Here is a 22,571-nt window from a genome sequence, read left to right on the forward strand (position 1 = left end):
AATATGTATTTTACAAATGCACAAATTTAATCACTCATTTGATTTCATAATCATATTTTTCTATAGACGTTACTATGCTGAATAGGCATTTTTATGCCGATACAAGTGCGAATTCCACCTTGGTTTTACTAAAATGAACAATTTTAAATAACAAATGCACAATATTATTTTTACAAAATGCATTGACTGGAGTTACATTGTCTGATAAATTGTAAAGGTAAATATAACAAGGGGATAAACACCAAAATGAAAACCCTTACTGTAAGTTCTGTGTAAGCTTGCAGCAAGAGAACGGAGGTAAAGCTTTGGAAAACACGGTGGAACCTAGTCAACAGGATGCGGTGCTGAGGCGAAGGAACTCAACAGGGCGCTGGATTGAGTTTATTAAGAAAAATTATTTTCTTTACGTTTTGCTCGCTCCGGCGCTTCTATTGACGATTATTTTTAAATACGTGCCTATGTATGGGGCCATCATTGCCTTTAAAGATTTCAGCCCGATCAAAGGGATTCTGGGCAGTGAATGGGTAGGCCTGAAACATTTTGAAAAGTTTCTGTCCTCCCCGAATTTTGATGTGATATTCATGAATACGCTGAAGCTCAGCTTTTTCGGTCTGATATTCAGCTTCCCGGTTCCGATCCTGCTGGCGCTTATGCTGAATCAGCTGCGCAAGGCGGCGGTGAAAAAAAACATCCAGCTGTTTTTATACGCCCCAAACTTCATTTCGGTTGTTGTCATTGTCGGAATGCTGTTCATTTTTCTTTCCCCGACAGGCCCAATTAATCAGCTGGTGATCTGGTTGACGGGAAAACCGGTGATGTTCATGTCGCAGCCGGAATATTTCAGATTTATTTATATCCTATCGGACATATGGCAGAGTGCCGGTTGGGCTTCCATTATCTATGTAGCAGCTTTGGCTAATGTGGATCCGGAACTGCACAATGCGGCTAGCCTTGACGGAGCCAATCTGCTTCAGCGCATTCGCAATATCGATCTCCCGACCATCAAACCCATCATGGCCATCGTGTTTATTCTGGCTGCAGGGGGGATCATGTCCATCGGATTTGAGAAGGCGTATCTAATGCAAACGTCGATGAATCTGCCAGCCTCGGAAATAATAGCAACCTATGTTTACAAGGTGGGGCTGCAATCAGGCGACTATGCTTATTCCGCAGCTGTAGGGCTGTTCAATTCCATCATCAACGTGATTCTGCTGGTTACAGTGAATTTTATCGTAAAGAAACTGAATGAGGGCGAAGGTCTCTACTAGGAAGGAGTTAAATCTTATGGCGGTCAAACATTCACGCTTCGACCGGTTTTTGCTGACCCTAAATGCCATATTTCTGATCTTGGCTGTTCTGGTTGTGGTCGTGCCTTTGGTTTACATTGTTGTTGCCTCTTTCATGGATCCCACTGTTTTGTTGAATCAGGGGCTTTCGTTTCGGGTGTCGGATTGGAGTCTGGAAGGATATCAAAAAATATTATCCAATCCGGCAATGCTCCGCGGTTTTGCGAATTCTGTGCTGTACTCAACCGCTTTTGCGTTTGTTACCGTTTCCATATCCATCTGTGCGGGCTATGCCCTCTCTGAAAACAGACTGGCTGGGCGACATATTTTTATGACCCTGTTTGTATTCACCATGTTCTTTGGAGGCGGTTTAATCCCTACCTACCTTCTGGTCAGGGAACTCGGAATGCTTAACACCGTGTGGGCTGTCATTATTCCGGGAGCAGTAAACGTGTGGAATATCATCCTGTCTAGGACGTTTTTCAAGGGCGTGCCTAACGAGCTGAAGGAAGCCGCCAATGTTGACGGTGCATCGGATATGAAAATCTTCTTCCAGATCGTCCTTCCGCTGTCCAAACCGATTGTGTTTGTCCTGGCACTTTATGCATTCGTAGGGCAATGGAACGCATTTTTTGATGCGATGATTTATCTGGAGGATTCCAAGTTGCATCCGCTGCAGCTCGTGCTCCGGTCGATATTGATCCAGAACCAGGCCGCGCCAGGGATGATTCATGATCAGCTGGCCATGAACGAATTGAAGCGCCTCTCGGAAATGATTAAATATTCTGCAATTGTAATATCGAGTCTTCCGCTGTTGGTTATGTATCCATTTTTCCAAAAGTACTTTGAAAAGGGTGTTATGGTGGGATCCCTGAAATAGGACACGCCAAAGCATACAAGCAATGATTACATTAGTTTGGAGGTCATGAACATGAAGAAATTGAAAAGAAAGAAGCTGGGAAAGAGCCTTGCCATCTCCGGGCTGGCAACCTTGCTGCTTCTGTCAGGATGCGGGGGCAGCGACGAACCTGCCGATTCACAGGACGGTAAATTAACGCTTAATTTTCTGACCCAGAGCTCACCGCTGGCTCCGGCCGATCCGAATGACAAGCTGATCTTCAAGCGTCTGGAGGAGAAAACCGGCATTCATATCCAGTGGAAAAACTACACCAATGATGTGTTTGCTGAGAAACGGAATTTAGCCGTAGCCAGCGGCGATCTTCCCGATGCGATATTCGATGCCGGTTACGGCGATTACGATCTGCTGAAGCTGGCCAAAGACGGCGTGATTATTCCGCTGGAGGACTTAATTGACTCTCATATGCCGAACTTCAAAAAGGTATTGGATCAAGCACCGGAGTACAGAAGCATGATCACCGCTCCGGACGGTCATATCTACTCCTTCCCATGGATCGAAGAGCTTGGATCCGATAAAGGGCGGATTCAGTCGGTAGATAATTTTCCGTGGATCAATGTCGAGTGGCTGGATAAGCTGGGGCTCGACATGCCTACTACAACGGATGAGCTTAAGGAAGTGTTGATCGCTTTTAAAACGCAGGATCCGAACGGGAACGGGAAGGCGGATGAAATCCCGCTCTCCTTCATTAATAAGCCTGGCGGCGAGGATTTGACCTTCCTGTTTGCATCGTTTGGCCTTGGCGAGAACTGGGATCATACGGTGGTTACCAATGACGGCAAGGTCGTGTTCACCGCGGCAGACGAAGGCTACAAGGAGGCGGTGAAGTTTATTCATGAACTGTATAAGGAAGGGCTTGTTGATATCGAAGCTACTCAGCAGGATTGGAACACCTATCTCGCCAAGGGCAAAGACCACCGTTATGGGCTGTACTTTACCTGGGATAAGGCGAACATTACCGGCATGAACGATACTTATGAGCTCATGCCGCCTCTAGCTGGCCCAAGCGGAGAGATTAATGTAACCAGGACCAATGGCATCGGGCTGGATCGCGGAAGAATGGTGATTACGAGCAGCAATAAACACCCCGAGGAAACCGCCAAATGGGTGGACGCCCTCTATGAACCCCTGCAGTCGGTCCAAAACAACTGGGGGACTTACGGGGATGATACACAGCAGAATATATTCGAATTGGATGAGGAGAAGGGGATGCTGAGGCATCTGCCTTTGGAAGGCACTGCGCCGGTTGAACTGAGACAGAAAACCAGCGTTGCCGGACCGCTGGCGATTCTGGATGAGTATTACGGCAAGTATACTACCATGCCGGATGATGCGGCCTGGCGGCTTGAGCTGATGGAGGACGTCATGGTGCCTCATATGAAGGCGGAGAATACGTACCCGAAAGTATTCTTCTCCATTGAAGAGTTGGATCGGCTGTCCGCAATTGAAACCGACCTGTTTGCTTACCTTGAGCGCATGCGTACAGAATGGTACCAGAACGGAAAGGTTGAAGAGCAATGGGGAGATTATTTGCAAGAGCTGGATCGATTGGGGCTGCAGGAGTGGTTGTCGATCAAGCAGGCGGGATATGACCGCAACGTAAAATAAGTTGAAGTGAAGTCGCAAGGTTGTGCACCATGATCACAAGGATGAAGGAGCATATATATGTCAACGATTGAGAAACAACACCACCGGGGTACCTATCACTTTTCGCCAAAAGAAAACTGGATGAACGATCCGAACGGAATGGTCTATTTTCAGGGGGAGTATCATCTGTTTTTTCAGCATCATCCCTACGGTACAACCTGGGGGCCAATGCACTGGGGGCATGCCGTAAGCAAGGATTTGGTCGTATGGGAGGAGCTTCCTATTGCCTTAGGACCTGACGAGCACGGGATGATCTTTTCCGGAAGTGCGGTGGTTGACTGGAATAATACAACAGGCTTTTTTGACGGGGAGCCGGGGTTGGTCGCGATCTTTACCCACCATGCCGAAGCGGCGGACAATAAGCCAGCGGTTCAATGCCAGAGCCTGGCTTACAGCAGGGATAACGGCAGAACCTGGGTGAAATATGAGCACAATCCGGTTCTGCGGCATGAGTCATATGTTGATTTCCGCGACCCCAAGGTGTTCTGGCACGAGCCCTCCCAGCTATGGGTGATGGTGCTTGCCTGCGGTCAGACCGTTTGTCTGTATCGCTCTCCCGATTTGAAGAGCTGGACATTTGCCAGCGAATTTGGCAAGGACGTTGGCTTTCATAACGGCGTCTGGGAATGCCCCGACCTGTTTCCGCTTCAGGTTGACGGCAACGATAGCGGCACGAAATGGGTGCTGCTTGTCAGCATCGGGGATGACCCGGCTTTTGCTGAGGGATCGAGAACACAATACTTCACTGGGGACTTTGATGGTGAACGATTTAAACCGGATCGGGTATCGAGGGAAACCATCCGCTGGCTGGACAGCGGCAGGGATAATTATGCCGGCGTCAGTTGGTCCGATATACCGGCTGAGGATGGCCGACGCTTGTTTATCGGATGGATGAGCAATTGGAAATATGCAAATTTGACGCCTACGGCTGGCTGGAGAGGGGCTATGACGATACCTAGGGAGATTGGGCTGCAGCTCAGAAATAATGAAACATGGCTTACCCAGCAACCGGCGAGGGAGCTTCTTGCTTACCGCAGGCCGCGGATCAATAACAGCAGGATCACGGCGAAGGCAGCGGCGGCGGTCTTAGAGGATTTGCAGCTTTCAAACTATGAAATTCGGGTTGTTCTGGATGCGGCGAATTCGCTCGATATCCATGTCAGAGTCGGATCCAAGGAAAAAACGGTGATCGGTTATAACGGGAGCGCGTCAGAGGTCTTTATTGATCGGACACAGTCCGGCGTTACTGATTTTCATCCGGATTTCCCGGGCAGACACACAGCGATGATCCCGGAGCAGGAGGGGACACTTGAACTGCGGATATTCGTCGATCAAGCCTCGGTGGAGGTGTTTGCGGGTGGTGGACAGGCGGTCCTTACCGATTTGATCTATCCGGCTCCGGCCTCGACAGGGCTGACGGTATTTGCCGCAGATGACCGGATGATTATCGATTCCCTGGAAGTGTATGAGTTATCCGTATGACTTGCAGGTAAGGAAGGGGCAGAGATATGCGTATTGGAGCAATTGAAGCGGGTGGCACCAAATTCGTGTGTGGAATCGGAAATGAGCATGGGGTGATAGAGGACCGCATCCATTTTCCCACCGAACTGCCTGAGCAAACCATGTTTCGGGTCATCTCCTATTTTGAGTCGCACCAGGTGGATGCCATCGGAATCGGGGCATTCGGCCCTCTCGATCTCAGACCTGACAGTTCGACGTATGGATATATCACAACGACTCCGAAGGCTGGCTGGGCCCAGTATCCGTTCCTCGATACGCTGAGGAGCCATTACGAAGTTCCCTACGGCTGGGATACGGATGTGAACGCGGCGGCGTTCGGGGAAGCGGCCTGGGGAGCGGCAAAAGGCTTGGACAGCTGTGTATACTATACCGTTGGAACCGGGGTCGGAGCAGGTGTTTATGCCGAAGGGCGGCTCATTCACGGCATGGTTCATCCTGAAGGAGGTCATGTGCCGATTCGGCGTTTGCCGGAAGACGATTTTTCAGGTGTATGCCCGTTTCACCAAGAATGCCTGGAGGGAATGGCGTCCGGGCCGGCTATTGAAGCTAGATGGAAGAGGAAAGGAAGCGAGCTTCCCGCAGATCATCCGGCCTGGGCGATGGAGGCCCACTACATTGCCCAGGCGGTAAGCGGAACAATTCTGATGCTGTCGCCCCAAAAAGTCATTCTTGGGGGCGGCGTGATGCAGCAATCCCAGTTATTCCCCATGGTCCGCAAGGAAGTTTGTCGTTACTTGAACGGATATGTCCAGGCTGAAGCGCTGCTTGAGGATATGGATAACTACATCGTTCCTCCAGCTCTTGGAGCCGAAGCAGGGTTGTACGGAGCGCTGGCGCTTGGCCTTGAAGCTTGGAAGAAGTCGAAGGCGCTCCCCTGAAATGTAAACCGGGAAGGAGATAGTGCCGATAGCCGGCCGCTTAAGCGGCTCGGCTGTTCGGTGCGGGATATAGGGCAGGAGTCCCGAAAGCGGAACTGTGGAACGAAACTTGAAAGCGGTTACGATGATATCTCGGATTGGAGCGTGAGAAGGTTGAAAAACGGCCGAGTCAAAATAGGTTTAGGGCTGGTGTATACCTTGATTTGCATTTCCGTATTGCTAAACGGTTTCCCCGTTCATCATCTGACAGGGGACAAGCAGAACGTGCCTCAAGCGGCGGCGGAGGGAAAGAAGGAGGAGGTATCTAAAATGGGAAGCCCAGTCCATACCAATTTATCCGGATGGCAGCTCCGGGGCCAGGGAAGGATGGAGGAAACGGAGCAAGGACTGCGGGTCACCGCCGAGCCTGGACAGCAGGTTCGAGTGCTATCCGACACCGAGTCCAGCGATTTTATTTATGAAGCGGACGTACAGATCAAGGACCGACACACAGATGCCGCACTGATCTTTCGATCTGTTGAAGAGACGGAGCTTTCCTATATCCTGCAGTTATCTTCCAGGGATAGCTTGCTGCAATTGATGACTTCCCGAAGCGGCAGCGATCAGGTGCTGTCCGAGAAGCGGGTTGAGTTCAAGGAAGGGGAGATTTACCATCTGAAAGTAAAGGCTGAGGGCGCTGACCTTAAGGTGTATTGGGGTACGGCCTATGAGCCTGTGCTTGAAGTTCATGATGCCTCATTTGCGACTGGCCGCCTCGGTCTTCGCACAGGGAACGGGTCAGCGCTGTTTCAGAATATAAGAGTCAGCGACCTGTTGGGGAATGTAGAGGTAGAACTCGTTGCTGAAGGAAGCTGGCAGCCCGATCTAAAAGGACTTAAAGGATCAGCCTCCGGCGACGGTAAACCTGCGCTGAAGCTTTATGAAAACCATTCATCAAATGTTATATATGAAGGGAATGTAATACTGGAGGAGATGTCCAAAGCCGGTTTAATATTTCGGATGAATGAACGGGCCGAGGCGGGATATGAGGTGCTGCTTACGAAGGAGGACGGCAGGGTGCGCGTAGAGCTGCGGAAATCCGACGGTTCGATTCTTGCTGTCTCCGAGCCTAGCTATCCCAGCTTGCCAACAAGCAAGCATCATCTTGAAGTCAGGGCGGAGGGCCAGCGAATTCAAGTCTTACTGGACGGCTATGCCCCGGCAGCCATAGATGTGGAGGACGGGACTTTCACAAGCGGATATCATGGACTGAAAGTATATGCCGGCACTGCTTATTTCCAGGACGTGTACACCGTGGATATGGAGGACTACTATACGGAAAAATACAGGCCGCAGTATCATTACAGCCCGATTCGAGGTTCTGCCAGCGATCCGAACGGCCTGGTTTATTTCGAAGGGGAGTACCATCTTTTTCATCAGGATGGGGGACAGTGGGCTCACGCTGTCAGCCGTGACCTGGTGCACTGGAAGCAGCTTCCGATCGCCCTGCCGTGGAATGATCTCGGACATGTGTGGTCCGGATCGGCTGTGGCCGATACAACGAATGCGTCCGGCCTATTCGGCGATGTCGGCGGCAAGGGACTGATTGCGTACTATACTTCCTACAACCTGGATCTTCCGGGCGGCAACCAGAAAATCGGTCTGGCTTATAGTCTCGACCGGGGCCGAACCTGGGAGTATTCCACAGAGCGTCCCGTCCTCATCGAAAACCCGGGGCGCAGCGACGAAGAACCGGGAGGCTGGGATTTCCGGGATCCGAAGGTGGTCAGGGATGAGGCGAACAAACGGTGGGTCATGGTGGTATCCGGGGGAGATCACATTCGCTTTTTTACTTCGGAAAATTTACTGGATTGGACGCTGACCGATCAATTCGGTTATGGCAACTATATTCGCGGCGGCGTATGGGAGTGCCCGGACCTGTTCCAGCTGCCGGTGGAAGGTACAGAGGAGCACAAGTGGGTGCTGATGATCAGCACGGGCGCCCACCCGAAAACAGACGGCTCGGATGCGGAATATTTTATCGGTGAACTGACCGCGGACGGCAAATTCATCAACGATCATCCGCCCGGACATGTGCTGAAGACGGACTGGGGCAAAGAGTTTTACGCCTCCATGTCCTTTTCCGACATGCCGGACGGGCGCCGAATTATGCTGGCGTGGATGACCAACTGGGATTATCCCTTCAGCTTTCCGACTGCAGGCTGGTCAGGACAGCTGTCGATCCCGCGGGAAGTGTCGCTGCGTCTGACGGATGAAGGGATTCGAATGTATCAAGCGCCAATCGCCGAGTTGGCCTCACTGCGCATTCCCGTGCTGGAAGCGGCAAATCGCGGGATTACGGAGTCCAGTGAGAATATCTTGAAAGGACTCGGATCCGGCGCATATGAAATTGAAGCTGAGATAGAGCTTCCGGCAAATGGCGGAGCATCGGAATTCGGCTTTGGTCTGCGTGAGGGGGGCGGCAGAAGAACGGTTGTCGGCTACAGCGCAGACGCGCAACAGATGTTTATGGATCGATCCGCTTCCGGGGTGACGGATTTCTCAGACCGATTCACTACGGTTCACGAAACCAGGCTTTATCCAGAGAATAACCGAGTTCGTCTGCGGATATTTGTGGATGAGGGTTCAGTTGAAGCCTTTGGCAATGACGGCAGGGTCGTATTTTCCAACGTGATTTTCCCAGAACCGTCCCAACGAGGGATGAGCTTTTATGTCCGGGAAGGCCGTGTCAAGATCGTGTCTTTAAAAGTGTATGAGCTAGCCTCCGTATGGAGAGCGTGTGACCGGGCTTCTTCAGCCTATATGATCATGGACCACAAGGAACTGGAACTGTCAAAGGGGCAGACGACTGAGCTTGGAGCCGTTTATGTACACGGTCCCGGCCGCGGAGAGAAGCCGATGGTTTGGACATCCAGCCGTCCGGACATCGTCAAGATTATGTCCGTCAATGGCGGACGTGCAATAGTGAGGGCCGAGGAAGCGGGGGAAGCGCTCATCACAGCCGCCACTCCAAGCGGGAAGGCATCTTCAAGCATGCCGATAAGCGTGGCTGATGGCGTGTTTGAGACGAATCTGAGCGGGTGGAGGCCGGACCGCTCGTCTGCAAGGTGGATGGTTACGCCGCTTGGTCTACGAGGCAGTCACACGGCAGATACCGTCTATATGGCCGATGAAAAGGCGGGGGACTTCATCTATGAGACTGATATGAGGCTGGGGAGACAGGGCGGCGCCGGATCGATTTTGTTTCGTGCCAGCCCTGACGGGAGAAGCGGATACTACTTCAATCTGGACCCGAACATGAACGCCTTTCGCCTCTTCTATAAAGTGGACGGCCGGTTTGAGGAGCGTCAGGTATTGGCCCGAATGCCGCGCTTCCTCAATGCGGAAACGGAATATCGTATCAAAATTGAAGCTCGTGGGCCGCATCTTAGGATTGATGTTAACGGAGAGAAGGTCGTGGATCTGATGGACGGTACATTTGCCGAAGGTAGCTTTGGGCTCCATGTGTTCGGGGGGCAGGCATTGTTCCAAAACGCTTATGTTCGTGACATTTCGGATGCGAATCTGATGGAAACCCAGTTCGTGAACGCGGGCATAGACAAAGCTCTTCATGCCGAGTCATCACGAAACGGGGATCTGGTGACGATCCAAGACCCGGACGGTTCTATCAGACAGCGATGGGTGCTTGTTCCTGACGGGAAAGGAATGTATTCGATCCGGACGAAGGAAGGCAAGGCGCTGGATCTGGATACGGGACAAGATCGGCTGCAGCTGTACGATTATCTTGGCTATGACAATCAACGTTGGCGGCTGGAGGACAGGGGAGACGGGACCGTAACCATTGTCTCGGCACACAACGACAGGGTGCTGGAGATATCCGAGGACGGGATAAAGCTTCAGCTGGGAGAGCCATCGCCCGATCAGCCGCGTCAATCCTGGAGACTGACGCCCGGGGTTGATCTTCAGCTTATGGAATAAGTTAAACTTCTTATTGTATGCTTCAAGGATATGACGTAAGAGATGGGATTGGTTAAGGATTGGTTTGACAAGACCGCAGAATTCACTCGGCGGTCTTTTTTGTTGTTGAATAGATTCAAAATCGAGGCTCGGGCCTAATCATCGGTGCTTGACAGTCAAGCCTGCAACCGATCATGGCCTGGAGTACGAACTAGCTGTCCGGAGGCTTTGTATGATGATCCCGTTTGATCAGGTAGCTTCCTGAACTAAAGGGATCACCCGTGAAAAGTGTATGGAGAGACAACAAACACTCATCTCAGTCATCATTTATTTAGTCAAGCACAGATTTTGGTCCTGAGCCCAAATTGATATACTTTAAAATTCCTGATACAATATATGCGAACAAACATTCGCAAGCTTGCGGTGAAGTCTTTTGAATACATTTGGTTTTGGAGGGAAGGAAATATATGAAACTGGCCATTATCAATCGTGTGCGAACAAATAATTTCAATGATCCTGATTTGATACCGAAGATTACGGAGCTGTGGAAGGAGGCTTCTAATCGTCTGACGGATCCAGAGACGATCATCTATGGCGTCTATCACGATTACGAGAGCGACTATAAAGGTGACTATACATTAAGCATTGCTATAGAAGATAGCAACAGCGAACCTGCACTGGAAATACCGGATAACGCAGCATATGAAATCTTTAACGTGGACCCATCAGAAGAACAAGGGGTTATAAACACCTGGAAAAAGATATGGGAACGTGAGGATTCAGGCACCTTGAATAGAGCGTATACCTACGATTATGAGAAATATGATTCCCGTGGAGGAGTTGAGATTTACATAGCCATACAGTGATTCGGACGGGGACTCTCCTAATGATCTTAGCGTGACGATCGGGAATAAGATATGATAATCTATATTATATGAAACTCCATGTAAGTTGAAGCTACTTTGTTCAATCCATTACGGGACAAGAGGGGTTTTCTATTTTATAGAATCATATCATCTGGTGCGGTTTGTTGTCATGAAGGATATAAGTTCGTGAGATGATCAATCCGGCATAGCGAAGGACAGGGAGAGAATCGATGACGGATTTATTGATGTATGAGCGGGAATTATGGGAGCGTTACGTGCATATCGCTGGCATTGACGAGGTGGGACGGGGCTGTCTGTTCGGCGACGTGGTCGCCGCTGCGGTTATTTTGCCGCAGGGGCTGGAGATAGAAGGAATCAACGATTCCAAGAAACTGAGCGCGAAGAAGCGGGATGCCTTGTACGAGCAGATCATGGATCAGGCGCTGGCAGTTGGGGTAGGCCAAGTGGATGCGGAGACGATTGACAGAATCAATATCAAGCAGGCGGCCCGGCTTGCGATGAAGCTTGCGCTAGAGCAGCTGTCGACCAGACCGGATTTTCTTCTGGTTGATGCGGAGAAGGTGGATTGTGATCTGCCGCAGCGGGCGATCATTAAAGGGGATGCGAACAGTCAATCAATCGCTGCCGCCTCCATTGTAGCCAAGGTTACCCGGGATCGGTTATGTGAAGAAGTGTGGGAAGCCCGGTTTCCGGATTACGGGATTGCAATACATAAAGGCTATGCCACCAAACTGCATCGGGAGAAGCTGAGCTTGCATGGCCCCACGTCGCTTCATCGGCGAAGTTTTTTGAAAAATATGGAAGTCGAGCAATTGTCGCTCTTCTAAGGTTCGTTGCAGCCCGCCCTCGCGAAAAGGCGGGCTGCTGCCGATATATAAGGGAAAGGAACAATTAGGGGGACAAATAAGGTGAACATCGGATCGTTGATTCGAGGACTGTTGGGAGAGCAGAAGCCGGGGGATGCGAAGACATTGGAATTGAAGCCCGGCCAAGTCGTCCGCGGTGTAGTAATGAATGTAACGGAGAACGGTCAGGAGGCGGTTGTCCAGATTCAGGGCGTACAGGTTAAGGCGAAGCTGGAAACCCCGCTGCGGGCGGGGGAAACGGCATTGCTTCAGGTTCAGCCGCCCGGAGAAAGTGCGACCGCGGTCCTGAAACCGCTGAGTCAATCGCAGGCACTGCCGCTGTCTCCTTCCTCGATGGCTGAGGTGCTTGAGTATGCAGGATTGCCGGATACGAAGGAAAACCGGGAAATGATTCGGGCGATGCAGCTTGCGGGCGTTCCTTTGACTCGAGAAAATATAAGCCAGTTTCAAGGGATGATGGGAGCCAGGCCGCCGCAGGTGCCGGCGGCAGAGTGGCTGGAATCGGCAGCGATCGCGTTTCATCGCGGGCTGCCTATCACACCGGAGAGTGTGCGGGGGCTGCATCAGGCCGTATTCGGCCCGCCGCTCCATCAGCTGCTGCAATCTCTGGAGCAGCAGCTGATCGCTGCGCTGACCGGGCAGAGCAGTCCCGGCAGCCCTGGGGAGGCGGCCGGAGCATCCCGGACCGCTCAGGCGGCTCCGGGCCCGGGGGCGGCCGCTGATGCGGCTCCGCAGCCGCAGGGCGCAGCCGCAGGCCAAGCCGGCGCTGCCCAGGCGGCGGGCGGGGGCCAGCAGGCGGTGCTGGTGAAGCTGCAAGGCTTGCTTCACCAGCTGCGCACCGAGCTGGCCCAGCAGCCCTGGAGCGGCCAGCAGCCGGCGCAAGGCTCGGCTGCTGCCGCCCAGGGCCAGGCCGCCGGGCTGCCCGCAGGGCCGGCGGCCGCGGCCGCGGGCGCGCCGCCAGCTGCAGAGGCGCCACAGGGGGGCGAAGGGGCCGCAGGCCCTTCGCCTCAGCAGCCGCCTGTCCGCGGCTCTGACGAGCCGTGGGTAGGGCGGCTGCTGAAGCTGCTCGGTGCGGAGCACGAGCAGCAGGCCCTGCGCGGGGCGGCTGGCAGCAGCCCCGCAGGGGACGCGGCGCGAGCCGCAGGCAGCGCCGCGCAACCCGGGCAGCAAGCGCAAGCGCTGCCCGGGGGCGGGCCGGCCGCGGGCGGTTCCGCCCAAGGCGCGGCCGGAGCGGCGGGCGCCGGGGCCGCGAATGCGCCGGCGCCTGCCGCCGCTGGCCAGGCCGCAGCTAGCGTAGCTGCCGCGGGGGGCCAGGCTGCCCAGCCTGCGGCAGTGGCAGCTGGCCAAGCCCCAAGCCAGCCTGGCGGCTCCGCAGCGCCAGGCGCAGGGGCAGCGGCGGCTGTGCCGCAAGCTGCCCAGGCTGGAGCTGCGCAAGGAACACCGAACCTGCCCGGGGCCGTCGCCCCGCAGGCCGGTTCGGTAGCCGCGCAGCAGGACACCATCAAAGGGCTGCTGCTTCAACTGGTGTCGGGGAATGATACGCCGCCTGCGCTTAAGGAGGCAGCCCAGCAGCTTGTACAGCATCTGACAGGCCAGCAGCTGCTTCTTAATACCGACCGGACCGCACCTTTTGCCCAGGTGACGATGTTTATTCCTCTTCATGGTGCGGACGGTCAGCAGACCGCTTCGATCCACATTCAGTCGCGAAGAGGACCTAAAGGCGAACTCGACAGCACGAACTGCCGACTGCTGTTTGACCTCGATATGAAAGCGCTCGGTCTGACGCTGATTGATGTGCAGATTGTCGACCGGATTGTCAGTGTGAACATCCGAAATGATCAGGTGTGGGCTTCAGAGCTGTTTGAACAGCGGAGGGAAGACCTTGCCACAGGGGTGGAGTCTGTCGGCTATCAGCTGCTCAGCCTGAAGGTTGAACCGCTGCCTGAGGCACAAGACATGGCGTCCGAGCTTCCTTCAAGAGGCACGGCCTCGGAGTATACGCCTCAATCATACAAAGGGGTGGATATGAGGATATGAAGCAGCCAGATACTGAAGCCAATGCTGCGGTCAAAAAAGCAGTCGCCCTCAAGTACGCTCCTGGCGACCATGAAGCTCCTGTCGTCGTAGCAAAGGGTTCGGGAGAACTGGCGGAGACGATCCTGCAGAAAGCGATGGAGCATGGCGTGCCGGTACAGGAGGATGCGGCTTTGGTGGAGGTGCTCTCCAAGCTGGATCTAGACCAGCAAATCCCTCCCGAGCTTTATCAGCTGGTGGCCGAAGTGCTAACTTATGTGTATCAGGCTGACCGTCAGGCAGAAAGAGGGGGCATGATGAAATAATGTCCTCAACAGGCAAAGCGGATAACCGCAAGCAGAAGGGAGACGCGGCCGAGATGGCGGCAGCTGAGATGCTGCGCCGGAAAGGATACCGCATTCTGGAGCGCAACTGGCGCAGCCGTTATGGCGAGCTGGACATTATCGCAGAGACGGAAGGCGTGCTGGTATTTATCGAAGTGCGGAGCCGAACCGCCACCGCAAGCTACGGTACGCCGTCTGAATCCGTCAATGCAAGAAAAATGATGCAGGTCAGAAACACGGCGGAGCAGTACATTCACTATAAACGCTATTACGACAAGCCTGTTCGGTTTGACGTCATTTCGATCATTCTTCAGGATGACATGACAGCCGCCTCCATGGATCATATCGTCAACGCTTTTTAACAACACGGATGAGCGGGGAACACTACACTGCTCACGGATTATAGATCATACATCAAAAAACGCATGCCGCAACAGACGGATTTCTATTCCTCGGCATGCGTTTTTCTATGATTAATAGGCATCAGCATTTCTCTGCTCTATTGTGTTTCATGCGTTACTTACTTTTGGTCCACTCCATCAAATACTCCGGCTGCCGGGTGTCCGGGTCCAGCATTTCTTGTTGCACCTTAAACCCGTGTCGGGAATAAAACTGAACGGCCTGTTCATTTGCCTTGTATACCTTGAGCTCCAACCGCTCCTGTCGGCTTTTGATATGATCGAGCAGCTTCCGACCATATCCGCGAGACTGATACTCAGGGTCGATGAACAGCGCGGCCAAATACGAACCGACAATCGAAATGAACCCTCGAATATGTCCGTCTATCTCCAGGACATAGGATTCCGACATCGGCAAATACACATTTTTCATCTCGCTCTGCTTTGATGACCAGTATTCCATCGGAATAAAATGGTGGGCCTGTTCCGACCCTCTCAGCCATAGTTCAATCATTGAATCCTGCTCACGTTCTTCCATAAGTCGAATATTCATAGACATGCTCCTTGTGATGATTTCTTCAGACATACACCGGCAGCTGGTCCAGCTGCCGATATTGGATCGCCTCGGCGACGTGGTGGCTGCCGATGCACTCTGCTTGGTCCAGATCCGCGATCGTTCTGGCAAGCTTTAATATTTTATCATAGGCGCGCATGCTGAGCCCAAGCGTATCGATCGTGGTCTGGAGCAGGCTGGCCGAGGCGCTGTCGAGCGCAGCATAACGACGCAAATGACTGCCAAACAATTCGCTGTTCCAGCTGAATGGCAGATGTCGGTATCGCGTGGATTGAAGGAGCTGTGCTGCCATAACCTGCTCCCGCATTTCCCGGGATGAGAGCTGATGCGCGGTGTCATAACGGTCTTTCGGACGCGGAACCTCAACCTGCAGATCGATGCGATCAAGCAGAGGGCCGGATATTTTAGCACGATATTGTCCGATCCGTCGCGGGCTGCAGGTGCATCGCTGCTGCGGATGATCGTTTCCCCAGAATCCGCACGGACAAGGATTCATCGATGCAGCGAGCATGAAATGTGCAGGGAAGGTGAGAACAGCTCTCGCCCTGCTGATCGTAACCTCACGATCCTCCAGCGGCTGGCGCAGCACCTCAAGCACATGCCGGGAGAACTCCGGAAGCTCATCGAGAAAAAGTATGCCCTTGTGTGCGAGGCTGACCTCGCCGGGCCTTGGAATGGTGCCGCCCCCGATCAGCCCGCCGGATGAAATGGTATGATGAGGGGATCTGAAAGGACGTCTGGTCATCAAACTTCCGGTATGCTTAAGCTTTCCGGCTGCGCTGTATATTTTCGTTGTCGTTAACGACTCTTGTTCACTTAACGGAGGCAGAATGGTAGGAAGCCGCTTCATCAGCATCGTTTTTCCGGTACCGGGAGGGCCGATGAGCATGATATTGTGCATGCCTGCTGCGGCAATCGTCAGCGCGCGCTTGACATGCGGTTGTCCGATGACGTCGCTATAATCCTCAACGACATCATCCGGGGTGTTCACGCATCCATGGTTTTCAATATCGGACTTGGTATAAAGCAGTTTGGACAGATGGACTGTGAAAGGCGCGGATCTCCCCGGCGAGTGCGTTTCACTTTGAGGCCTGTCCGGTTCAATTAACCCGTCCGCCTGGCTGCCCGTGAGCTCCTTAATATGACGCAGCCCGTATACGTTCATCCCGCCGATTAGCGCAGCCTCCGGGGCGTTCTCGTAGGGGAGCAGCACGCCCTTTAACCCGTCCCGTTTGGCCTTCTCCACCATAGGCAGCACCCCGTTAATGGGACGGAGTGATCCGTCCAGCGCCAATTCACCGAGAATGAGCAGCGATTCAGGTGAAAAATCAATTTGCTCGCTCGTTACCAAAATGCCTAACGCAATGGCAAGATCAAAGGACGATCCTTCCTTGCGCAGGTCGGCTGGCGCCAGATTAATGGTGACCCTTTTCATCGGATAGGTGAATCCGCAATTTTTGACCGCGGCCCGCACCCGCTCGACCGATTCCCGGATCGAGGAATCCGGTAGTCCGATGATGGAGGTTTGAGGCAGACCATTCGACAGATCAACTTCAACCTGAATCGTGACGCCGTCGATTCCGTGAAGGCAAGCGCTGTATAGCTTACCGTACATATTAAAAAGCACCTCTCTTTCGATATTCGGCTCTGGTGGCTCTACTATGTTGAGTCCGGCCGACAATCCGAAAAAGGGTGCTTCCTCATTTTCGTTCATATATAAGTAATTGTAAAATTATTCATCAGTTACTGTCAATAACGAGTCTTGGGTATCCCTTTCCTCTGCCTTTGCATGATTATCCCTTTCGTTCAGGAATCGAAGAGCGGTGGGAAAGGTTCATGAATCGTGGAGTGGAACAAAAGTGTGGATGCAGGAGTAGATGCTAGACTGGATGCAACAACGGCTCACGTCAAGAGGGATACGTATAGGAAATAAACAAGCTTACGGTTCAAAGTCGGGTTCAATGTTCTACCTGACTAAAAGGAATAAGCGTACAAAGCTGGCGAAAATCGAGAGTGAATCTATAATGCATGGCTGCTTGAAGCTAGCAGGACGACTAAAGTAGAGAAAATCCCTCCTGACTACCTTTGAAAAATGTATTATAATATTTTAAATTACATTAATTGGATAACTAACTCCATTAGTAAAACTCTCTAACCAAGCCTCGTCCATGCCTATATTCACGACTCCCCCATAGCGTATGCGAATCGATTATTGCTGCCAACCTGCATCCCATCTAGTTGGGGGACAGCCCGCCGTTACCATTTGCAGACGGAACCATAGAATAAAGTACATGCTAAGACAATCGCAATGGGTGTTAGATCAGGAGATCAAGGAGGTAAGAGCATGCCGATAGTGTGGATAGATCCTGGACATGGTGGAAGGGATTCGGGCGCAACCGGCAACGGATTGCTGGAGAAAGATGTGGTGCTGGCGCTCTCGGTAGCGATCAAGCGAAAGCTGGAGGCCGAGTATGACGGGGTTCAGGTGCTGATGTCCCGGGACAGGGACGTGTTCCTGGAACTCTCGGAGCGCACGAACGCAGCGAATCGGTCCGGTGCCGATATCCTTGTATCCATTCACTGTAATGCCGGTGGAGGCAATGGAGGGTTTGAGTCGTTTCGTTACACCTCGGTATCATCCACTACCGTGAACCTGCACGATGCGCTGCATGCTGAGATTATGAAAGCACTGGCGCCATTTAACGTTATAGATCGAGGTGTGAAATCCCAGAACCTGCACATGCTGCGGGAGAGCAGAATGCCGGCCGTTTTAACGGAAAATCTGTTTATTGATGTAGCGTCGGATGCGAACAAGCTGAAGAACCCCGACGTCATTAACGCACTGGTAAACGGTCATGTGAACGGGATTGCCAGACACTTGGGCCTGACACGAAAAGGGGGGACTCCTCAAATGGACAAGGCTAACGTTATCGCCTACGGTAAGGAAATTCAGAATGGCCTCATCATTAACAATACGGTGTATGTTCCTTTAAGAGCATTGGCAGAAGCAAGCGGAGATCGTGTGGCGTGGGACAATCAGACGAAAACCGCGACCGTCACCAAACCACAATAAACGAGTAATGATTGCAATAATAGCGAGTAGTACTGCAACCCAACGGGTAACACAACAGCATAACACGTGTTATAAACCTCCCTTAAACATGACTAAAGGGAGGTTTATCGTTGTGATCGCCCTATGAGGTCGATCTTGCCTGCTGGCGATATTGCCTTGGGGTCACCCCGATTTTTTTCTTGAACAGTTGATGGAAAAATTTCAGGTCGCTGTATCCCACCTCGGATGCTATTTCTGCCACGCTTTGATGGCTGGCCGCAAGCTGGCGGCAGGCGGCATCCATTCGGATGCCCTGCACATATTCGGTGAAGCTCATTCCGGTCTGCTTCCGGAACAGGCGACTGAACTGCCGTTCACTGAGATTGGCCTTGGCGGCAAAATCACCGAGTCTGAGGCTGCTGGCATAATGGCGGTCAATATAGGCGACAGCTTCATCGATGGACAACCACTGCGGTCTGTCCCGCTCAGGCGATCCGAGCTGAAGCTGATGTCTGTACAAGCCGGCTAATATTCGAACGACCAGCGCAGCGAGCACCCCCAAATATCCTGGCGGTCTGGCGGAAAACTCGCGATGCATCTCGCGGAATAGGGCATGGTATTCTCCGGCATCATCCCGCATCGAGAACCAGTGCACCCGCTGCTCGATAAACGGTTCGCATAACTCTGAAGCATGGGGAAAGGCGTCCCGCAGCTCCACTAAATACCGGGCTGGAAACAGACAGTTGTATACGATCAGCGGCCGGTCCTTGCGCATCGTTCTCGGACGAAACACATGGCTGCGCCCGATCGGAATGAAGAACAGTGTCCCGTGCTCCACCGGAACGGCATCACCAGCAATGTAATGGACCCCGGAGCCTTCGCTCACATAAGTGATTTCAATAAATTCATGGGAATGCTCGGCCATCTCAAACGTTTCGCAAGCCCGGTTTACATAGATCGGAATTCCCGGTTCAAAAAAATGCTCCCCTGGCATTACAAAAGTACTCCGTGTCATGCTCACGTCTACCGCCCCTTATTCAGACTGCCTTGTTTGGCTTCATCTTACGAAACCGGTTGTAAAATGTCCAGATCGACCTATAAAAATGTCGCATGCCTCCCCTGAACAAGAGAGCAGCGCCCCCTACAATAGAGGTGAGATGCTGCTCGCATGGCGGCAAATGCTCGATGAAAAGGAGGAACACGTATGCAAGCACTGGAAGTGACCCGTCTGAGCTGCGAATATCGCCACAATCCGATTGGACTGGGAGTAAAGCTGCCCAGATTCAGCTGGCAGCTGGCGTCGGATCGCATGCATGTGATGCAGCATGCTTACCGGATTCAGGTGTCCAGCGGCGGGCAGGGGTTTGATGAGCAGCGGCTGGTATGGGATACGGGAAAACAAACATCGGACAATTCCTTGCTCGTCGAATACGGCGGAGAGGCGTTACAGTCCCGGCAACGGTACTACTATCGAGTCAAAGTATGGGATCAACGCGGAGGCGAGTCGGACTGGAGCCCGTCGGCCTGTTTTGAGATGGGGTTATTGCACCCTTCGGACTGGTCTGCACGCTGGATCACGCCGGATGACAAGGCGATTGATCCGCTGGCAGAGGAAGTGTTCCAGCTGAGAACTACCTTCACTGTCCGGAAGGGGGTTAGCCGGGCTACCGTATACGTCACCTCGCGAGGGATGTATGAGCTGGAGCTGAACGGCCGGCGTGTCGGGGACGAGCAGTATGCCCCGGGCTGGACCAGTTATGACAGCAGGCTGCAGGTACAGGCTTATGATGTCACCGATCAGATTCAGGAGGGCGAGCGCAACGCCATCGGCGCTTTCCTGGCCAATGGATGGTACAAAGGGGTTCTGGGCTGGGACAGTCAATCTGGTAAATATGGCGATACGCGGGCACTTTTGCTGCAGCTGCATATGGACTACGAGGATGGGACGACAGATGTATTGGTCAGCGACAGGTCTTGGCGGGCTTCCACAGGGGCGATTCTCATGTCTGAGCTTTATCATGGCGAAACCTATGATGCTCGCCTGGAGAAAACCGGATGGTCTACTGCGGCCTATGATGATTCCGAATGGGCAGAGGTCAGGGAGTTGGCCGATTCGAGAGATGTGCTTGTGATGCAGGAGAATGAGCCTGCACGCGTGACAGAGCGGATCAAGCCCGTGGCCTTGCTGCGGACCCCGTCGGGTGAAACGGTCATTGATATGGGCCAGAATATGGTCGGCCGCCTTCATCTCCGGCTGGATCTGCCGTCAGGCACTTCGATTACGCTCCAGCACGGGGAGGTGCTTGATCAAGACGGCCATTTTTACACCGCGAATCTCCGGTCTGCCAGACAAACGGTGCGGTACACCTGCAAGGGCGGCGGGGAGACGTATGAGCCGCGATTCACATTTCAGGGCTTCCGTTATGTCAAGGTGGAGGGCTGGCCGGCAGAGGCTCCGCTGGAACTGGAGCGGATCACCGGGCATGTCATTCATACCGATATGGAGAGAACCGGTGACTTTGAATGCGCTCATCCGTTGCTGAACCAACTCCAGCGTAATATCCGATGGGGGCAGCGAGGCAATTTTGTGGATGTTCCTACCGATTGCCCGCAGCGGGATGAGCGGCTTGGCTGGACCGGGGATGCCCAGGTGTTCATTCGGACCGCGGCTTTCAACTACGGAGTCGCGTCGTTTTTTACGAAGTGGCTGCGCGATTTGAAGGCTGATCAACGTGAAGATGGCGGCGTGCCGTTTGTCATTCCGGATGTGCTGGATGAGAAGTCACACTCCTCTTCGGCCTGGGGCGATGCAGCGGTTATATGCCCATGGACGCTGTATGTCTGTTACGGCGACAAGCGTGTGCTGGCAGAGCAATATGACAGCATGAAAGCGTGGATTGAGTATATCCGCTCCCAAGGGGATAACGAGTTTTTATGGAATACCGGATTTCACTTTGGCGACTGGCTCGGCCTTGATGCTAAGGAAGGCAGTTATGTAGGAGCTACGCCGAAGGATTTGATCGCCACCTGCTTCTATGCCTATTCGACCGGGCTGTTTGTGAGAACGGCGCAGGTGCTCGGCTATAAGGAGGACGCTCGAAAGTATGGCGAATTGTATGAAAGCATTGTGGCGGCATTCAACCGGGAGTTTGTGACGGGAAGCGGCAGGCTTGCTGCCCATACCCAGACGGCACATGTGCTGCCGCTGATGTTCGGGCTCGTCGATGGCCCGGTGCGCGAGCGACTGGCACGGACGCTGGCGGATGACGTGCAGGAGCAGAACGGTCATCTGACAACCGGCTTTGTAGGAACCCCGTACCTGTGCCATGTGCTGTCCGAGAACGGGTATCATGAATTGGCCGTAAAGCTTGTGCAGCAGGAGGACTATCCATCCTGGCTGTACTCGATCCGCCAGGGGGCGACAACTATATGGGAGCATTGGGACGGGATCAAGCCGGATGGGACGTTCTGGAGCAAGGACATGAACTCCTTTAACCATTATGCTTACGGCTCCATCGGCGACTGGCTGTACCGGGCCGTGGCCGGGCTTGACCTCGACGAGTCGCAGCCGGGATATAAACGCATTCTGTTCCGGCCACGGCCGGACTCTGGTATGGTCTATGCCAGAGCCTCGTATGAGTCGGGGTATGGAGTGATTCGGAGTGGATGGCGCATAGACGAGAGCGGCTCCGTCATCTATGAGTTTGAACTGCCTCCGAATACGACGGCAGAGGCTCGCATTCCGCACGGGCAACTGGCGGGTGTCTTGGTCAACAACAAGCGTGCAGAGCAGGCTGAGGGCGTGCTTTCCGCCCGAGAGTACGAAGCTTGCGCGGTGCTCGAGCTTGGCTCGGGGACGTACCGAATCGTGGCTGGCGGAGTCATCGAATAGACGGCGAGAATGAGCGGGCAGCGCTGCGTTGGCAGCGATGATTAGGAGGGCACCTGACAGGACTTCCTTATATTTCTGAGCGGCTGTTGACCCATGTTGATGGGTGGCAGACGCTCTATTTTTTTACGATTATAGTTAGAGAAACCTATCTTCGGAATTCCATTATATTCCAAATATTCTCTTGACGGGATCAATTCCATATCAAAATAGAGTGGATCAGAGGCCATTTTTTTAAGGTAAGCGTTTTAAAAACATGTTACAATAACTTGGGTTCATTATATAAAAGGTTGTCATGGGAACCGCTAACATAGATAGCTTTCCCAGCCGACCCGCCTTGTTC

At 53.1% G+C, this 22,571-nt stretch carries 16 protein-coding genes; 13 read left to right on the top strand and 3 right to left on the bottom strand.

Annotated features, from left to right (window positions below):
* Window positions 1-341: 341 nt before the first annotated feature.
* From CHH75_RS06975 to CHH75_RS07025, 11 genes are all read left to right on the top strand, one after another.
* Entirely contained in the window at window positions 342-1,268 is a 927-nt protein-coding gene (locus tag CHH75_RS06975; RefSeq protein ID WP_244908202.1) for an ABC transporter permease, read from the top strand.
* A gap of 16 nt (window positions 1,269-1,284) precedes the next feature.
* On the top strand, window positions 1,285-2,166 hold the full coding sequence (locus tag CHH75_RS06980; protein ID WP_095265777.1) for a carbohydrate ABC transporter permease: 882 nt from the start codon (window positions 1,285-1,287) through the stop codon (window positions 2,164-2,166).
* A 51-nt stretch (window positions 2,167-2,217) separates the two neighbouring features.
* Complete coding sequence (locus tag CHH75_RS06985) at window positions 2,218-3,810, top strand: ABC transporter substrate-binding protein (RefSeq protein WP_413773603.1); 1,593 nt, start codon at window positions 2,218-2,220, stop codon at window positions 3,808-3,810.
* Between the two features lie 57 nt (window positions 3,811-3,867).
* On the top strand, window positions 3,868-5,331 hold the full coding sequence (locus CHH75_RS06990) for a glycoside hydrolase family 32 protein (RefSeq protein WP_095265775.1): 1,464 nt from the start codon (window positions 3,868-3,870) through the stop codon (window positions 5,329-5,331).
* A gap of 26 nt (window positions 5,332-5,357) precedes the next feature.
* Window positions 5,358-6,248 (top strand): ROK family protein, encoded by an 891-nt coding sequence (locus CHH75_RS06995; protein WP_095265774.1) that lies wholly within the window; start codon window positions 5,358-5,360, stop codon window positions 6,246-6,248.
* Window positions 6,249-6,557: 309 nt separating this feature from the next.
* The gene (locus tag CHH75_RS07000) at window positions 6,558-10,226 is read left to right on the top strand and encodes a GH32 C-terminal domain-containing protein (RefSeq protein ID WP_095265773.1); all 3,669 of its coding nucleotides are present in this window, start codon (window positions 6,558-6,560) and stop codon (window positions 10,224-10,226) included.
* 446 nt (window positions 10,227-10,672) lie between these two features.
* A complete protein-coding gene (locus tag CHH75_RS07005; RefSeq protein WP_095265772.1) occupies window positions 10,673-11,071 on the top strand; it encodes a GyrI-like domain-containing protein in 399 nt (132 codons plus the stop codon).
* A 230-nt stretch (window positions 11,072-11,301) separates the two neighbouring features.
* The gene (locus CHH75_RS07010) at window positions 11,302-11,919 is read left to right on the top strand and encodes a ribonuclease HII (RefSeq protein ID WP_095265771.1); all 618 of its coding nucleotides are present in this window, start codon (window positions 11,302-11,304) and stop codon (window positions 11,917-11,919) included.
* An 81-nt stretch (window positions 11,920-12,000) separates the two neighbouring features.
* Window positions 12,001-13,995 (top strand): hypothetical protein, encoded by a 1,995-nt coding sequence (locus CHH75_RS07015; RefSeq protein WP_095397826.1) that lies wholly within the window; start codon window positions 12,001-12,003, stop codon window positions 13,993-13,995.
* Window positions 13,992-14,297: an EscU/YscU/HrcU family type III secretion system export apparatus switch protein gene (locus tag CHH75_RS07020; protein ID WP_095397827.1), complete on the top strand. Its 306-nt coding sequence runs from the start codon at window positions 13,992-13,994 to the stop codon at window positions 14,295-14,297. The genes CHH75_RS07015 and CHH75_RS07020 overlap by 4 nt, the downstream gene beginning before the upstream one ends.
* The gene (locus CHH75_RS07025; protein ID WP_176475486.1) at window positions 14,297-14,677 is read left to right on the top strand and encodes a YraN family protein; all 381 of its coding nucleotides are present in this window, start codon (window positions 14,297-14,299) and stop codon (window positions 14,675-14,677) included. The genes CHH75_RS07020 and CHH75_RS07025 overlap by 1 nt, the downstream gene beginning before the upstream one ends.
* Before the next feature lie 154 nt (window positions 14,678-14,831).
* On the opposite strand, the gene CHH75_RS07030 is transcribed toward CHH75_RS07025, so the two are convergent.
* Window positions 14,832-15,266 (bottom strand): N-acetyltransferase, encoded by a 435-nt coding sequence (locus CHH75_RS07030; protein ID WP_095397829.1) that lies wholly within the window; start codon window positions 15,264-15,266, stop codon window positions 14,832-14,834.
* Window positions 15,267-15,291: 25 nt separating this feature from the next.
* Window positions 15,292-16,902 (bottom strand): YifB family Mg chelatase-like AAA ATPase, encoded by a 1,611-nt coding sequence (locus CHH75_RS07035; protein ID WP_095397830.1) that lies wholly within the window; start codon window positions 16,900-16,902, stop codon window positions 15,292-15,294.
* Between the two features lie 729 nt (window positions 16,903-17,631).
* Here CHH75_RS07035 and CHH75_RS07040 point away from each other — a divergent pair.
* Complete coding sequence (locus tag CHH75_RS07040; RefSeq protein WP_095265765.1) at window positions 17,632-18,360, top strand: N-acetylmuramoyl-L-alanine amidase; 729 nt, start codon at window positions 17,632-17,634, stop codon at window positions 18,358-18,360.
* A 121-nt stretch (window positions 18,361-18,481) separates the two neighbouring features.
* Here the strand turns inward: CHH75_RS07040 and CHH75_RS07045 are convergent, their stop codons facing one another.
* Entirely contained in the window at window positions 18,482-19,354 is an 873-nt protein-coding gene (locus CHH75_RS07045) for an AraC family transcriptional regulator (protein ID WP_255222985.1), read from the bottom strand.
* A 189-nt stretch (window positions 19,355-19,543) separates the two neighbouring features.
* Between CHH75_RS07045 and CHH75_RS07050 the strand changes: the two genes are divergently transcribed.
* Complete coding sequence (locus CHH75_RS07050; RefSeq protein WP_095397832.1) at window positions 19,544-22,231, top strand: alpha-L-rhamnosidase; 2,688 nt, start codon at window positions 19,544-19,546, stop codon at window positions 22,229-22,231.
* The last annotated feature ends 340 nt before the right edge of the window (window positions 22,232-22,571 follow it).

This window comes from Paenibacillus sp. 7541, assembly GCF_002276395.1.
Classification (GTDB): domain Bacteria; phylum Bacillota; class Bacilli; order Paenibacillales; family Paenibacillaceae; genus Paenibacillus_AQ; species Paenibacillus_AQ campinasensis.